Source organism: Thiomonas islandica (assembly GCF_055383445.1).
The window spans coordinates 1353339-1368423 of record NZ_AP042391.1; the positions used below are offsets into that span (position 1 = coordinate 1353339).

Annotated in this window: 11 protein-coding genes and 1 pseudogene; 5 read left to right on the forward strand and 7 right to left on the reverse strand. The window is 62.5% G+C overall.

The genetic code is table 11. The features are described from left to right. Nucleotides 1–5: 5 nt before the first annotated feature. Nucleotides 6–1472, reverse strand: a complete 1467-nt coding sequence (locus ACZ47F_RS06530; protein ID WP_464926466.1) for an O-antigen ligase family protein — start codon at nucleotides 1470–1472, stop codon at nucleotides 6–8. Nucleotides 1473–1852: 380 nt separating this feature from the next. Between ACZ47F_RS06530 and ACZ47F_RS06535 the strand changes: the two genes are divergently transcribed. From ACZ47F_RS06535 to ACZ47F_RS06550, 4 genes and pseudogenes are all read left to right on the forward strand, one after another. Further along, a complete protein-coding gene (locus tag ACZ47F_RS06535; RefSeq protein WP_464926467.1) occupies nucleotides 1853–2941 on the forward strand; it encodes an IS5 family transposase in 1089 nt (362 codons plus the stop codon). 160 nt (nucleotides 2942–3101) lie between these two features. Continuing rightward, nucleotides 3102–3372: pseudogene (locus ACZ47F_RS06540) on the forward strand (transposase); the annotation flags it as partial. 69 nt (nucleotides 3373–3441) lie between these two features. After that, nucleotides 3442–4479, forward strand: a complete 1038-nt coding sequence (locus tag ACZ47F_RS06545; RefSeq protein WP_464926468.1) for an IS5 family transposase — start codon at nucleotides 3442–3444, stop codon at nucleotides 4477–4479. Between the two features lie 310 nt (nucleotides 4480–4789). Next, entirely contained in the window at nucleotides 4790–6559 is a 1770-nt protein-coding gene (locus tag ACZ47F_RS06550; protein WP_464926469.1) for an ATP-binding cassette domain-containing protein, read from the forward strand. Here ACZ47F_RS06550 and ACZ47F_RS06555 read toward each other — a convergent pair. Genes ACZ47F_RS06555 through ACZ47F_RS06565 form a run of 3 tightly spaced genes read right to left on the reverse strand, consistent with a single transcriptional unit; the run spans nucleotide 6535 to nucleotide 9079 of the window. After that, nucleotides 6535–6732, reverse strand: coding sequence for a hypothetical protein (locus tag ACZ47F_RS06555; protein ID WP_464926470.1), 198 nt, complete (start codon nucleotides 6730–6732; stop codon nucleotides 6535–6537). The two genes, ACZ47F_RS06550 and ACZ47F_RS06555, sit on opposite strands and share 25 nt — an antisense overlap. Then, on the reverse strand, nucleotides 6729–7850 hold the full coding sequence (locus ACZ47F_RS06560) for a YbdK family carboxylate-amine ligase (protein ID WP_464926471.1): 1122 nt from the start codon (nucleotides 7848–7850) through the stop codon (nucleotides 6729–6731). The genes ACZ47F_RS06555 and ACZ47F_RS06560 overlap by 4 nt, the downstream gene beginning before the upstream one ends. Then, entirely contained in the window at nucleotides 7847–9079 is a 1233-nt protein-coding gene (locus tag ACZ47F_RS06565) for a cation:proton antiporter (protein WP_464926472.1), read from the reverse strand. Before ACZ47F_RS06565 ends, ACZ47F_RS06560 begins: the two co-directional genes overlap by 4 nt. A 182-nt stretch (nucleotides 9080–9261) precedes the next feature. On the opposite strand from ACZ47F_RS06565, the gene dnaE reads away from it, so the two are divergent. Continuing rightward, nucleotides 9262–12708, forward strand: a complete 3447-nt coding sequence (gene dnaE / locus ACZ47F_RS06570; protein ID WP_464926473.1) for a DNA polymerase III subunit alpha — start codon at nucleotides 9262–9264, stop codon at nucleotides 12706–12708. Here dnaE and tolA read toward each other — a convergent pair whose 3' ends face one another. From tolA to tolQ, 3 genes are all read right to left on the reverse strand, one after another. Beyond that, nucleotides 12709–13686, reverse strand: coding sequence for a cell envelope integrity protein TolA (gene tolA / locus ACZ47F_RS06575; RefSeq protein WP_464926474.1), 978 nt, complete (start codon nucleotides 13684–13686; stop codon nucleotides 12709–12711). It lies immediately after the preceding gene. Between the two features lie 157 nt (nucleotides 13687–13843). Further along, a complete protein-coding gene (locus ACZ47F_RS06580) occupies nucleotides 13844–14308 on the reverse strand; it encodes a biopolymer transporter ExbD (protein ID WP_464926475.1) in 465 nt (154 codons plus the stop codon). Nucleotides 14309–14310: 2 nt separating this feature from the next. After that, nucleotides 14311–15054 (reverse strand): protein TolQ, encoded by a 744-nt coding sequence (gene tolQ / locus ACZ47F_RS06585; protein ID WP_464926476.1) that lies wholly within the window; start codon nucleotides 15052–15054, stop codon nucleotides 14311–14313. Between the last annotated feature and the right edge of the window lie 31 nt (nucleotides 15055–15085).

The window sequence follows — 15085 nt, forward strand, 5'->3', positions numbered from 1 at the left end:
GAATTTCACTGGTCACTGGGGTGATTTGAAATGTTGTAGGCCATTGCGAGAAATACTGCGACAGACATTGAGTAGAATGCTGCAGTCATGGTCAAATCAAAAGTCTCTACAGTCAATCCATAAATGAAAAATCCTGCGATGAAAACGACCCCATTCCGTGAGATGTTTTTCAACACTACCGATCTTGATTGAGTTTTACGTAAAAAAAGAAAAAGTGGTACGAGGTAGATGCTCAATATGGAAATCAGGCCGAAAGATCCCAGCTGAGAGGCGCGGGAAAGGATTTCGCTGTGAACTTCTTGGGCTCCAAAAGCGGCGGCCTCCAGGGTTAATAGTTTCGCATGAAGCATCTCTGGCATGGCTGCTTTAAATCCTCCCATCCCGACTCCGAAAATCGGGTGCGATTCGTACAGCAAGATCGCGGCATGCCATAATTGAAAACGAATTCCTATGGATGTATTGTCGTGGCCTGCTGCGTAGGCGGAGAGATTGTCTTTGATTAAATCGATGCGGTGGTTGATTTCTGGAATGAGTGCGTAAGACGCCAAAAATATAGCCATACTCATGGCGGCGAGCAGATAAATCTTCTTGCGAGAGAGTGTTTTTTTTTCGTACCAAATCCAGAGCGCGAGAAAGACGGGCAATGCGATCCAGCCACCGCGCGATCCAGTTTTTATCGACGCATAAATTCCAGCGAGCAAGGATAGTATTTTCACAAAACGCATCAAACGATTTTCCTTGTGAGCTAGACTGATGCTCAACGCGGCCAATACACCTAGGGTAAGTGAGATATCTCCGAAGTGAATCGGATTGAGGAAGCTGCTTCCGAGGCGCCCGCTACCCCAGTCGCGCGGAAAGTATGTGATGCAGATGGCCGCAATAAAGGCTCCTAGGATGAAGCCATACTGGATAAAGAGCAATTTATTTAATGGAATACGCCGCAAAGCAAAAAAGACCGGAATTGCAAATAAGAAGCGGGACGCGGCATCATAGTAGTGCCATCCCCATCTTTGATTTGCCCATTGACTCGCAAAAATTACGATGGGAAGAGACATCATCGCGAGAGAGTAGGCCCACGCATAACTGGCCGGCAATCGATCGATCCTTGTGGATGGTCTGTTTGAGGTTCTCGTCTCAATTTTTTCTTGCCTTTGCCTGAAAAAATTTTCTAGCAGTATTTTTAAGCTTATTAAAAACAACAGTGCTAATGACGTGTTAGCGACGCCTGGCACCACCAGTGTTAGTGCTGGGTAAACGACGAGCAGGATTCCGACAAGGTAGGCCGTCCATTGGTGTTGAAAGTCAGACTCGAGTTGAGGTTGAAAGGCGGGTACGATGCAAGCAGTTTGCCCGCCTGTCGCGCCGTTTTCTCGCTTTGGCACGGGTTGCTTGTCTTCTGTGTTTTCGATTTCAGTCAATTGAGCTTCCTGCAAAATAGCTGAACGAAACGCTTTTAGCGGGGTGTGCTTCATCCAGTGATGAGATTTTCTCACCACTCAAGTGAAGTTTGCGACCTATCCGTCTAAAATTATCGATTATGCTCCTTTGCGCCCATCGGCGACTCGTGTCGGATTTCGCCAGTGGCTTTTTACTGCTGAGCCTCTTTCAAAAATCCCCACTCGAGCTGAATTAGCCGCCGAATCAGGAGCAAAAACAGGTAGAGATAGGCGGCCATTGCTGGCAAGATCAAGGTTCCAAAAACTTGATCAACGCCCAACCTGAATACTACACAACACACCGGAATCATGCGACGCTGGATCATCATTTAGCAGGCCGTTGAAAAATCCCCCGCAGCTGCTGCGGCAGGCGTTACGATCTGTGAAGCCATCGGTGAACGACCCAGACAAAGACGATGAGAGGCAGTCCAAACTTTCAGGGGGCGATGTTCAGCCATATTAGCCTTGAAGATCGTGTGCCGCAGGCACACCCGTTGCGCAAGTTTCGAGCCGTGGTCGATGCGTTGCTGGCGACGATGAGCAGCCAGTTCGAGGCGGTGTATGCCCGCTGCGGTCGCCCCTCAGTGCCGCCGCAGATGCTGCTCAAGGCCCTGCTGCTGCAGATCCTGTTCTCCATTCGCAGCGAGCGGCTGCTGGTCGAAGCGATCAACTACAACCTGCTGTACCGCTGGTTTGTCGGCCTGAACATCGAAGACAAAGTCTGGGACCACTCCACCTTCAGCGCCAACCGCGAACGCTTGTTCAACGAAGACCTCGCCCGCGCCTTCTTCGAGCGCGTCAAGCTCAGCGCCCAGTGGGCCAAACTCGCCAGCGACGAACACTTCAGCGTCGACGGCACGCTCATCGAAGCATGGGCCTCGCACAAGAGCTTCAAGCGCAAGGACGACGACAGCAGCGCACCAGCCGGGCGCAACCCCGAGGTGGACTTCAAAGGGCAAGCGCGCTGCAACGACACCCACGCCAGCACCACCGACGCCGAAGCCCGGCTTTTCAAGAAGAGCGCGGGCGACAAGTCCCGCCTGTGCCACATGGGGCACATCCTCATGGAGAACCGCAGTGGGCTGATCGCCGATGTCGAGATCACCCACGCCAGCGGCACAGCCGAGCGCGAGGCAGCGCTGGCGATGCTCAAGCGCCGGGGCAACAAGAACAAACGGGTCACGGTCGGCGCTGACAAGGGCTACGACAGCAAGGCCTTCATCCAGGGCTGCAGAAAGCTCAACGTCACGCCCCACGTGGCGGCCAAGGACAAGCACTCGGCGGTGGATGGCCGCATCAAACGGCATGAGGGCTACAAGACCAGCCTGAAAGTGCGCAAACGCATCGAAGAGGCCTTTGGCTGGATCAAGACCGTCGGCGGTCTGGCCAAGACCAGGCTGATCGGCCAAGCCAAGCTCACGGGGCAGGCACTTCTGTGCTTTGCCACCTACAACCTGGTGCGCATGGGCAGCATCGGCGGTTGGTGGGACGCGCATCATGCGTGAGCCATGGCAGGGGTGCGCCCAAAATGGGCGAAATGGCCTGCCAACAGGCCGAAACAACCGCCGGAATCGCTTCGCAGGCACGCCAGGGCGACTGGCTTCTTCAAAATCAGCGGCGGCAGGACGTTCGATGAGCACTTTTTCAACGGCCTGTTAGCACGAACTGAAGCCCGCATTGCGGAGCGAGATTGGTGTGCTGTCGCCGAAGTTAGCCAGGTTGGTGCACATCCTGGAATGGGTGCGCATTGCAGAATTTGTCAGTTCGTCGTAGGTGGTATCGGGCGGCCTGGACACGACCGTGGCATGCTGCAAATGCCTTTGTTGCCAAGGCCGTGTTGGGTCTGTCGACGAGTGCCGGGCTGATTGAAGGTCTGACCATGGATTGCGCATTGAAGCGCATCTATGGCTTTTCGAAGTGGCATAAATTGCCGAGCACCTCGAAAAACCCCGACACGTCCGCCCCTAAAATTACGTCGTTGTGAAACCTGCCATCGTCCGTTTTTATGAAGCCGCGTAGCGCCATCAAGACCGACCTGTTCGCTGACGAATATCACCGCAAGAAGATCGACGCGTTGGGTGATGCGCTGACCGAGATCGAGGCGCATATCGACTTTGCGGCGCTGGCGGCCGAGGTTGATCGGATGACGCCTCGTCCGAAGAGTCCGCAGGGCGGGCGTTCGCCGTATCCGACCGAGACGATGGTGCGCATCTTGGTGTTGAAGCGTCTGTACAGCCTCACGCACGGGCAGATAGAGTACCAGTTGCTCGACCGCATGAGCTACAAGCGTTTCTGCGGACTGGCGGACGCGATGAACGTCCCCGATCGCACCACTGTGTGGATCTTCGAGAACCGGATCGGCGAAGCGGGCGCGCAGGCCCTGTTCGACGGTGTTTCGGCGCAGTTGCTGCACAAGGGGTTCATGGCGCGCGGCTGCCAGATCATCGATGCCATGGTGGTGCCCGCGCCCAGGCAGCACAACGGGCGCGGCGAGAAGGAACTGATCGAACAAGGGGCGATGCCCGCCAATTGGAAGCCGGCGAAGCGGCGCCAGAAGGACACCGACGCGACTTGGACGAAGAAGCACGGCAAGAGCCACTTCGGCTACAAGCTCTCGATCAACGTCGACAAGAAATACAAGATCATCCGCCGGATCAAGACCGATACTGCCCCCACGCACGACAGCCAGCACTTTGACAGCGTCTTCGACTCGAACAACACGAGTCGCGATGTCTATGCTGATGGAGGCGACCCGTCCGAGGAGCGCCAAACCTGGCTCAAAGAGAACGGCTTCCGAAACCAGATTCAGCGCAAGGGCAGGCGCAACAAGCCGCTGTCCGCGTGTCAGCAAGGGCGCAACCAACGCATCGCCAAGACGCGCGCGCGGGTCGACCATGTGTTCGCAGCCACCAAGCAGATGGGCGGCAAATTGCTGCGTGCCATTGGTCAGGCGCGAGCGAACTTTGCGATGACGATGATTGCGACCTGCTACAACTTGAAGCGACTGGCCTACTTCGGGCAGGCCGCAATCGAGGTCTTCTGACGCCCAATATGGGCCAAATCGCCGACGCCCGAGGCGATTCAAGGTAAAAACGGGGCGACTCCGCCAAGAAAAGCGGTGATTTGCCAGAGAAATTGAACCGAATTCGGTCACGATCATGCTTGCGCGGCGGGGTTCACTGAAAACTTCGCGTTATTCGAGGTGCCCTATTGCGTCATTTTCTGAATTAGCGCTAATTCTTAGTAAGAAGGAGTTGGGGATTAGAATGCGAGCCGCCTTTCTTGCGTACCCTAGTTGATAAGATGTATTTCTGAAGAATTTACCAAGCATAATTTTTTATAAATGAGATCGAATGTCGTTAACTACACGCTATAAAATCAACGAGAGTTTACGTTTGCTCTCGGCTATTTTCAACGCGACTCCCCGCAACCGTGCGGCGGCCTTGCTTATCGTGCTGTTTGCCGCCATCGTGGCGGCGACCGAGCCGGTGCTTCCAGCTCTGATGAAGCATGTGCTCGACGTGGGGTTCACGGCCAAGCGGGACTTTCCGCTGTGGGCCGTGCCCGTAGTGCTGTTGGGCCTGTTCACCGTGCGGGGGCTTGCGTGGCTGGCCTCGCAGTTTCTTACGCAGTGGCTAACGCAGAACGTGCTGGCGCGGGTGCGCGAGCTGGTCTATGCCCAGATTGTGCATGCACAGCTGGCGCAACTCCAGCGCGAGAGTGCCAGCAGTCTGATCGGGGCCTCGGTGTACGAGGCGCAGCTGGCGCTGGGGATGATTTTCCCGGGCCTGCTCACCCTGGTGCGCGATAGCTTCACCCTGGTTGCGCTGTTCGGCTATTTGCTTTGGGTGAACTGGAGTCTCACGGCGCTGACGCTGGCAATCTTGCTGCCGCTGATTTTCACCATGCGCCTCATCAGTCGCCGCGCCAAGCGCTTGAATGCGCAGATGCAGAAAGCGGCGGAAGAAACATCCTACGCGCTGGAGGAGGGCATGCTGGCCGCGCCGGTGATTCGTGTGCACAACGCGCAGAGCGGTTTCGCCGCTCGGTTCGATCGCATCAATCAATCTTTGCGCCGCACCACGGTGAAAACGCTGGTGTCGGGCTCCACGACCACGCCAGTGTCGCAATGGTTGTCGGCGCTGGCGGTCTCGGTGGTCATCGTGTTTGCGATGTGGCAAAGCGATGTGTCGGGGCAGCACAGTGTGGGCGGGTTTGTCGCGTTCATCACCGCGATGATGATGACCCTCTCCCCCCTGCGCCGCGTGGCTGACATCGTGCAGCCGATGATGCGCGCGCTGTCGTCGCTTGACCGGCTGCAGGCCATCGTCAATGCGCCGCAGGAGCAGGATGGCGGCACCCATGCGGTCGACCGGGCGCGTGGTGATCTGGTATTCGACGCCGTCAGCGTGACTATCGACGGGGTGGGCCGCCCGGTGCTCGACCGCGTCAGCCTGCACGTGCAGGCGGGCGAGAGTCTCGCGCTGGTCGGTCCCTCGGGTGCCGGCAAGACCACTCTGATGCGGCTGGTGCCGCGTCTGATCGAGCCGACGCAGGGCCGTATCCTGCTCGACGGCGTGCCGCTGCGCGACTGGAGCCTGCATAGCCTGCGCGAGCAGATCGCCTACGTCGGGCAGGACGTGGTGCTGCTCAACGACAGTATCGGCGCCAACGTCAGCTTCGGCGCGCCGCTGGACCCCGAGCGCGCCTGGGCCGCGCTCGACGCCGCTGCCCTCGGCGACTTCGTGCGTGGCCTGCCCGGTGGGCTCGACGCCACCGTGGGGCACAACGGTTCGCAGCTCTCGGGCGGGCAGCGCCAGCGTCTGTCGATCGCGCGCGCGCTCTACCGCGACGCTCCGATCCTCATCCTCGACGAAGCCACGAGCGCGCTCGACGCCGAAAGCGAACGCCTGGTGCAGCAGGCGATCGACCGCCTGATGCAAGGTCGAACCACCATCGTCATCGCCCACCGCCTGGCGACGATCGCGCATTGCCACCGTATCGCCGTGCTCGACCAAGGGCGACTCGTCGAACTCGGCACGCAGGCAGAACTGCTGCGGAAAGACGGGCTGTATGCGCAGCTGCACCGGATGCAGTTTCACACGGCGTCGGCGTCAGGCTGAATCAGCGCCATCAACTTCGAGACGTACGTGGCGACGTCGGGCCGGTAACGCAGCACGGCGTGCAGCGTGTCGAGACGCGCTGCGGGCTTTCCGGCAATGCGTGCTGCGCGCGCCCGCAGAAGATTCAGATCAACCTGACATGCGATGACCAACGGGCGCTGCGACGGCATCATGCAGGTGTCATCCAGCGCTCGGCCTGTTGCCGCACGACCTCGGGCAGATGGCGCTCGCGGGTGTACACCTGCCGCAGCCATTGCGCATCGTTGCCGCGGGCGCTCACGTCGGCGAGCAGTTCGCGCAGCGCGACATCGGCCTTACAGTCGGCGGCGTGGTTCTCCAGCCTGACCAGGGTGCGGATCAGGTCTTCGCGCAAAGCGCGGTGCTCGCGGGTGGCGGGGTCGACAAACGTGCCGTCGAAGCCGAAGCGGCAGGCCTGGAAGCGGTTGAAGGTGTAAACCAGATAATCGTCCTCCTGCGGCTGGAAGGGCCGCTCGCGCTGGATGAACGCGCCCAGGGTCTGGATGTACGCGGCGATGCGCGCGGCCTTGGTGATGGTCAGCGGCGTGTCCATCACCCGCACCTCGATGGTGCCGTACTCTGGCTTGGGGCGGATGTCCCAATAGAAGTCTTTCATGCTCTTGACCACGCCAGTGGCGGTCATTTTGTCGAAGTAGCGTTCGAAGTCATCCCAGTTTAGGGCGAAGGGTGCGCGGCCTGAGAGCGGGAAGGCGAACACCGAATTCAGCCGCGCGGAGTGAAAGCCCGTGTCCTCTCCCTGCACATAGGGCGACGAGGCGGAGAGGGCGATGAAGTGCGGAATGAAGCGAGAGATGCAGTGCAGGGTGTAGAGCGCCGTGTCGGCGTCGGGACAGCCCAGATGCACATGCTGGCCGAACACGGTGAACTGCTTGCTCAGGTAGCCGTACAGCTCTGAGAGCTGCTGAAAGCGCGGCTTGTCGAAAATGCGCTGCTGCGCCCAGTGCTGGAACGGGTGGGTGCCGCCCCCGGCCAGGCCCACGTCGAGCTTGGTGGCGGCCTCGACCAGCGCGCCCTGGATGTCGGTGAGCTGGGCTAGCGCGTCGTCATAACCAGTGCAGATGCCGGTGGATAGCTCGATCATGCTCTCGGTTATTTCCGGCGTGACCAGCCCAGGCAGCTTGCGGCCTTCGAGCAGGCGCAGCAGATCGGGCGCACAGGGCATGAGGTCGTAGTTGTAGCGGCCCACGATCTGCAGCTCCAGCTCGATGCCGATGCTCAGCGCGTGCGACTGTTTGAACGGCCCCAGACTCATGCGTCGCTCCCCGTGCCGCGTCCGGCTGCGCCCGGCGCGATGTCGCCGCTATAGCCCAGCGCCCAGCGGGTGAGCAGTGGGGCGAGCAGCTCCAGAAAAGCGATGGCGCTGAACACTACGGCTAACACCGGGTGCAGCGTCGCGCCCGCAGACGTGCCGAGAAAGCTCAGGCCTAGCACGAAGCTCACGCCGGCAGCCGGGTTGAGTGCCAGCCCCAGTGCGAGCGATTGCCGCCAGCTTGCCCCGCTGACCCGCCCGAAGGCCAGCGCCCCGCCCAGCTTGGCCACCAGCCGCGCTGCGACCACCAGCGCTGCCGCCGCGCCGCCGGCCAGCAGGATGCGTGCATCCAAGCTCAGACCCAGGATCAGGAACATCAGCACCAGCAGCACTGCGCCGGCGGTGCCGAAATGCGGCGGCCACAGCCGCGGCCGCGGACTGCGCCAGCGCAGCAGCGCGCCCGCCAGCAGCGGCGTGAGCAACGCAGACCAGCCCAGCATGCGGGTCAGCGATAGGGTCAGCACGATCAGGCCGACCAGCATCAGCGCGCCGCCTTCGTTGCGAAAATCGAAATGCCGCTCCACCCAGTTCACCGCCCAGGCCAGCAACGCCGCCGCAAACACCGAGCCGCCGAGCAGATACAGCAGATGCAGCGCCGAAGCGACTGCGCCCTGCGGCCCGCCGGCGTCCATTATGCCCAGCAGCAGACTGCAGACCAGTAGCGCATAGAAGGTGTTGAGGGCCGAGAGCAGCAACAGGCGCTCGGTCACTTGCCCATTGGCGCGAAACTCGCTGCCGATGCGCAGCACCACGGCGGGCGACGTGGCCATGAGCACGCCCGACACGATGGCCGCCTGCAGCGCAGTGAAGCCCAGGAAGGACAGCACGGCCCACACCGCGCCAAAGCCCAGCGCGGACTCCAACAGACTCAAGCCCAGCAGCGCCGGGTTGGCGCGCAGCCAGCGCAGGTTGACCCGGTGGCCAATTTCGAACAACAGCACGGCCAGCGCCGTGTCCACGATGGCGCGCGCGCCGTTTTGCAGCTGATATACATTGAGCCCGGCGCCTCCGGCCGCCAGAATCATGCCGGCTGCGGCATAGCCCACCAGTCGCGGCCAGCGCAGGAAGCGAAACACCGACTCGCCCGTCAGCGTGGCCAGGACCAGCGCCGCCCCCACCCAGAACACCCCATCCGGGTGCAAGGGCCAGGAGGGCAGGTCGGCGTGGATCATCTTGCGCAGTCTCCAAAGGCAAATCGGGCAGTCGCCGCAGCCTAGGCTGACACCATACCAGACCCGGATGCCGGTTCTCGATCTGGTTGTTGAAAACACAGCGTCAAGCAAAAAAACGGCGCGATCTGCACGGGCCTTCGGGAGGTTCGAACGCATGCCGGATCGGCTCCTAGAATGCCGCCATGCCCTACGTCCACCTGCGCACCCATACCGAGTTTTCCATTGTCGACGGCATGCTGCGCGTCGACGACATGGTGTCTGCAGCCGCACGCGACGGCCAGGGGGCGCTGGCGATCACCGATTTCAATAATCTGTTCGCCACCATCCGCTTCTACAAGGCTGCGCTGGCTGTCGGGGTCAAGCCCATTATCGGCTGTGATGTGCTCGTCAACGGCAGCCGCGACGCCGCGCAGCACACCCGCCTGTTGCTGCTGGTGCAAAACCGCACCGGCTATCTTCATCTGTGTGAGCTGCTCAGCCGCGCCTGGCTGCACAACCAGCAGCGCGGGCGTGCCGTGGTGCGCTGGGAATGGCTGCAGGACGATGGGCTGGCCGAGGGGCTGATCGCCCTGTCGGGCGCGCAGGACGGCGCGATTGGCCAGGCTTTGCTGCAGGGCGACATGGCCGGCGCGCTGGCTCTGGCGCGGCAGCATGCCGCGGTGTTCGAGGGGCGTTTTTTCATCGAACTGCAGCGCAGCGGCCATGCCAGCTGCGAGCCGCATGTGCAAGCGGCAGTGCCGCTGGCCGCGGAACTCGGCTTGCCGGTGGTGGCCACGCACCCGGTGGAGTTCCTCAGGCCGGAGGATTTCGAGGCGCACGAGGCTCGGGTGTGCATCGCCGAAGGTGAAACCCTGGGCAACCCGCGGCGCCAGCGCCGGTTCACCGACCAGCAGTATTTCAAGTCGCAGGCGCAGATGCAGGCGCTGTTTGCCGATGTGCCCAGCGCGCTGACTAACACGGTGCTGATCGCGCAGCGCTGCAATCTGGTGCTCGATCTGGGCAAGCCGCAGTTGCCGCTGTTTCCCACCCCCGAGGGTTTGACCCCGGCCGAGTTTTTCCGCCAGCAGGCACAGCAGGGGCTGGAGCAGCGACTGGCGGTGCTGTATCCGGACACCACCCAGCGCGAGGCTGCACGCCCGCGCTACCAGGAGCGGCTGGAATACGAGCTGGGCATCATCGCCAAAATGGGGTTCGAAGGCTACTTCCTGATCGTGGCCGACTTCATCAACTGGGCGAAGAACAATGGGTGCCCGGTCGGGCCGGGGCGCGGCTCGGGAGCCGGATCGCTGGTGGCGTACAGCCTGCGCATCACCGATCTCGACCCGCTGGCGTACAAGTTGCTGTTCGAGCGCTTTCTCAATCCCGAACGGGTGTCGATGCCCGACTTCGACATCGACTTCTGCCAGGAAAACCGCGACCGGGTGATCGACTATGTCAAGCAGAAATACGGTGTCGAGGCCGTGTCGCAGATCGCCACCTTCGGCACCATGGCCGCGCGCGCCGCGGTGCGCGACGTCGGCCGCGTGCTCGATCTGAGCTACACCTTTTGCGACGGCATCGCCAAGCTGATTCCGGCCAAGCCCGGGCAGCACATCACCATCGCAGATGCCTTGAAGCAAGAACCCCTGCTTGCGCAGCGCTACGAACAGGAAGAAGAAGTGCGGCAGCTGCTCGATCTGGCGCAGCAGCTCGAGGGACTGCCGCGCAATGTCGGCATGCACGCCGGGGGCGTACTCATCGCTCCGGGCAAGCTCACCGATTTCTGCCCGCTGTATGCCCAGCCTGGCAGCAGCGATGCGGTCTCGCAGTTCGACAAGGACGACGTGGAGGCCGCCGGGCTGGTGAAGTTCGATTTTCTCGGGCTGGCCACGCTGACCATTCTGGAACTGGGCGCGCACTTCATTCGCCGTAACCACCCGGACCGCGCCGATTTTCGGCTCGAGGACATTCCGCTGGATGATCCGAAGAGCTACCGCCTCATGGCCGCGGGCGACACGGTGGCGGTGTTCCAGCTCGAATCACGCGGCATGCAGGGCATGCTGCGCGACGCACAGCCCGACCGCTTCGAGGACATCATCGCGCTGGTCGCGCTGTACCGCCCGGGGCCGATGGACCTCATTCCCACTTACTGCGCGCGTAAGGCGGGCAAGGAGCAGGTGGTCTACCCCGACCCGCGCATGGCGCCGGTGCTAGAGGAAACCTACGGCATCATGGTCTATCAGGAACAGGTCATGCAGGTGGCGCAGGTCATCGGCGGCTACTCGCTGGGCGGCGCCGATCTGCTGCGCCGCGCCATGGGCAAGAAAAAGCCCGAAGAAATGGCCAAGCACCGCGGCATCTTCGCCGAAGGTGCTGCAAAGAACGGTATCGCGCCGGAGAAAGCCAACGAAATCTTCGACCTGATGGAGAAGTTCGCGGGCTACGGCTTCAACAAGTCGCATGCCGCGGCCTATGCGTTGCTGGCGGTGCAGACTGCGTGGATGAAGGCGCACTATCCGGCCGAATTTCTCGCCGCCAACATGAGCATCGCACTCGACGATACCGACAAGCTCAAGGTGCTGGTCGAGGATGCGCAGGCGCGCGGCATCACCGTGCTGCCGCCCGATGTCAACGCCTCGCAGTGGCGTTTCGACCCGGTCGACAGCCGCACCATCCGCTACGCCCTCGGCGCGATCAAGGGCAACGGCCAGGCTGCCGTGGAGGCGATGATCGCCGCGCGCCAGCAGCGGCCGTTCGCCTCGCTGTTTGACTTTGCCGCCCGCGTGGACCGCACCCGCATCAACAAGCGCGTGCTCGAAGCGCTGGCCAAGGCCGGGGCATTCGACACGCTGCACCCCGAGCGCGCCGCGGTGCTCGCCGCCGTGGAAACCGCGATGGACTATGCCGTGCAGCAGGAAGCCGCACGCCAGCAGGCCGGGTTGTTCGACCTGTTCGCGGGCGATGCCCAGACCGACTGCGGCGACAACCCTGCGCATGAACCCGCGCTGCCTGCGGTCGAGCCGTGGGACTTGCGCACCAAGCTGTCAGCGGAAAAAACCGCTATCGGCTTTTACCTCAGCGGCCACCTGTTCGACGCCTGCGCGCAGGAAGTGCGGCAGTTCGCCCGCACCCCGCTGGCCGAGCTGGTGGATTCGCGCGAGCCGGTGCTCATCGCCGGCATCGTCTGTGGTGTGCGGCTGGTGCAGTCGCAGCGCGGGCGCATCGCCATCCTCACCCTAGAAGACCGCTCCGGCGCGATGGAAATCGTCATTGGTGACAGTCTTCTCGACACCGTGCGCGACCGTCTGCGCGACGACGCGCTGCTGGTGCTGCGCGGCAAGGCGCAGACCGATCGCTTCAGCGGCGGGCTGCGCTTCAACGCCGATGCGGTGTGGACACTCAACGAGGCCCGTGCGCGGCTGGGCAAACACATCCGGCTGACGCTCAATGGTGCCAGCAGCGCCCAGCCGCTGGTGGCGCTAGCCCGCGCGCGCGCCAGCGAAGACGGCCTGCCCCTGCTGCTGGACATCGAACGCGCCGGCGCTCAGGTCAGCCTGATCGTGCAAAGCGTTTTGCTGCCGCCGTCGGACGATGTGCTCGCCGCGCTGGCCCGGCTGTCCAAGGACGGTCGGGCAGTGGTGGGGTATTGATCAGCTCGGATCGCGCGGGCCGGCCTTGACCACCATCGGTGTCCAGATCTTGCCACTGTCGTCTGGCGGAAAGCGCCCAACGCGCTCGATCGCGCGCAGCACCGCCCGATCCCAACTCGGCACGCCGCTGGAACGCTCGATCTTGGCGGTCAGCACCGTGCCATCGGGCGCAAGGTTGACCAGGATGGACACGCGCGGATCGCCGCTGATCTGGTTGATCTCCGGATAGATCACGTTCTCGCGCACCAGACTGGCGATGCGCGCCGCATAGGCGCCCGACGGCCCCGAGGTCTGCGCCGCGGTCCCCGCGCTGGTGGCCGCCCCGGTGCCGGCCTGTTTCATCAGCTGCTTCATGTAATCGTCACGCGAGGAGGCGGCCAGCTGCGCCTGCTGCTGTTCGCGCTTTTTCTGGCGCAGCTCGGCTAGGCGTTTCTGCTCCTGCAGCTTTTTTTCCTCGATGCGTCTTTGCTCGCGCAACTTGTCCTGCTCGGCCTGTTTCTGCGCGGCCAGACGCTGCTGTTCTTGCAAGCGCTTCTGCTCGGCCAGGCGCTTTTTTTCCGCGGCGAGCTTTTTCTGCTCTTCCTCGAGGCGACGCTTCAGCTCGGCCTGCTCCTGCTGCTTTTTGAGTTCGGCTTGGCGCTGCTGATGCAGCACAATGTCGGCCTGCTGCGTCTGCGGCTGCGGCTTGGGCTCGGTCATCGGTTTGGGCGCGGGCGGGGGCGCCGGCTGCGGTTCGGGCTGCGGCTGTTTGCGCTCGATCGGCGCTGTGGGGCGCGGGGCGGCGCGCTGCACCGTAGGTGACCAGAGCTCGGCCTGCACCGCTTCCGGCGGGTGGCTCTTCCAGTGCACGCCGAAGGCGATGAGCGCGATCAGCAACAAATGGAACAGCGCAGCCAGCGCAAAAGCGCGCAGCGTGCCGCGCTCGTGCGGCGGGCGCAGCGCCTGGGGATCTGCCTGGGGAAAACCTGCAGTGCTCATGGTTCAGGAGGCATCAGAAGTTGTGAATTTTTCTGCTGCGCGGCCCGCCTGCCGTAAAGCGCGGTGATCGGGTCTGGCCGATCTGGCTGATCTGTCCGGACCTTGCGCGCCGTGCGCATGAGCAGCAGGTCGCTTGCGACGACATCTTCACAACTTCTCAGGGGTGAGACTGCACGGCCAGGCCCACGCGCTCCACGCCGTGCTTCTTGAGAATGTCGAGCGCGCGCATCACGGCGTCGTACTTGACCTCTTTGTCGGCGGCAATCAGTACCGGCATCGCCTGCAGGCTCAGCCCGGCCTGCGCAGCGAGCTGCTGCACGGTCTGCGGCAGGGCCTGGAGCGTGACTGGCTGCGGCGCGGCGCTACCGGCGCGGGCGTTGGGGTCGCGCAGCGCGACCTGCAGAGTATCGTCCTTCTGGATGGTGACCTGCACCAGCGTGCTCGGGGCCTGCGGCGCATTGCCCACGGTTGGCAGCTTGACTACCGTGGGGGTGATCAGCGGCGCGGTCACCATGAAAATGATCAACAGCACCAGCATCACGTCGATGTAGGGCACGACATTGATGTCGGCCAGCGCTCGGCGCGAACGGTGTGCGCGGCTGCCTTGCTGGATCGTGGGCATGGTCAGCGGCCTGCGGCGAAACCTGCGGCCGGGCCGGCGCGTCCGACCGCAGCGGCCTGTGCCACGGCAGGGGCCGGCGCACTCTGGCGTTGCAGGATATTGGAAAACTCCTCGGTGAACGATTCGAACCGGTTGGCCAGGCGGTCGATGTCGCGGGCGAAAAAGTTGTAGGCAATCACCGCCGGGATCGCGGCGAACAGGCCGATTGCCGTGGCTACCAGCGCCTCGGCAATGCCCGGGGCCACGGTGGCCAGCGTCACCTGCTGCAGGTTGGACAGGCCGACGAAGGCATGCATGATGCCCCACACCGTGCCGAACAGACCAACGTACGGCGAGACCGATCCGACCGAGGCGAGAAAGGAGAGATTGGCCTCGAGCGCGTCCATCTCGCGCTGAAAGGCCGCGCGCATGGCGCGGCGGGCGCCGTCCACCAGGGTCGAGGCATCGTGCACATGGCGCTCGCGCAGCTTGAGATATTCGCGCATACCCGAGGCGAAAATGCGCTGTAGCGGGCTGCCGTGGCGACCATTGCTCAACGCCGCCTGGTACAGGTCGTTCAGCCCCGTGCCGGACCAGAATTCCTGCTCGAAGTCCTCGGACTTGATGCGCGCGGACTTGATGGCGAAATACTTGCGGAAGATCACGGTCCAACTCGCCAGTGACACGCTGAGCAGCAGCGCGAGAACCAGCTGCACCACGATGCTGGCGCCGAGCACCATCGATACGATGGAAAAGTTCTGATCCATGGAGTGGGCTTGGAGTTGTGGGGGGGATTGC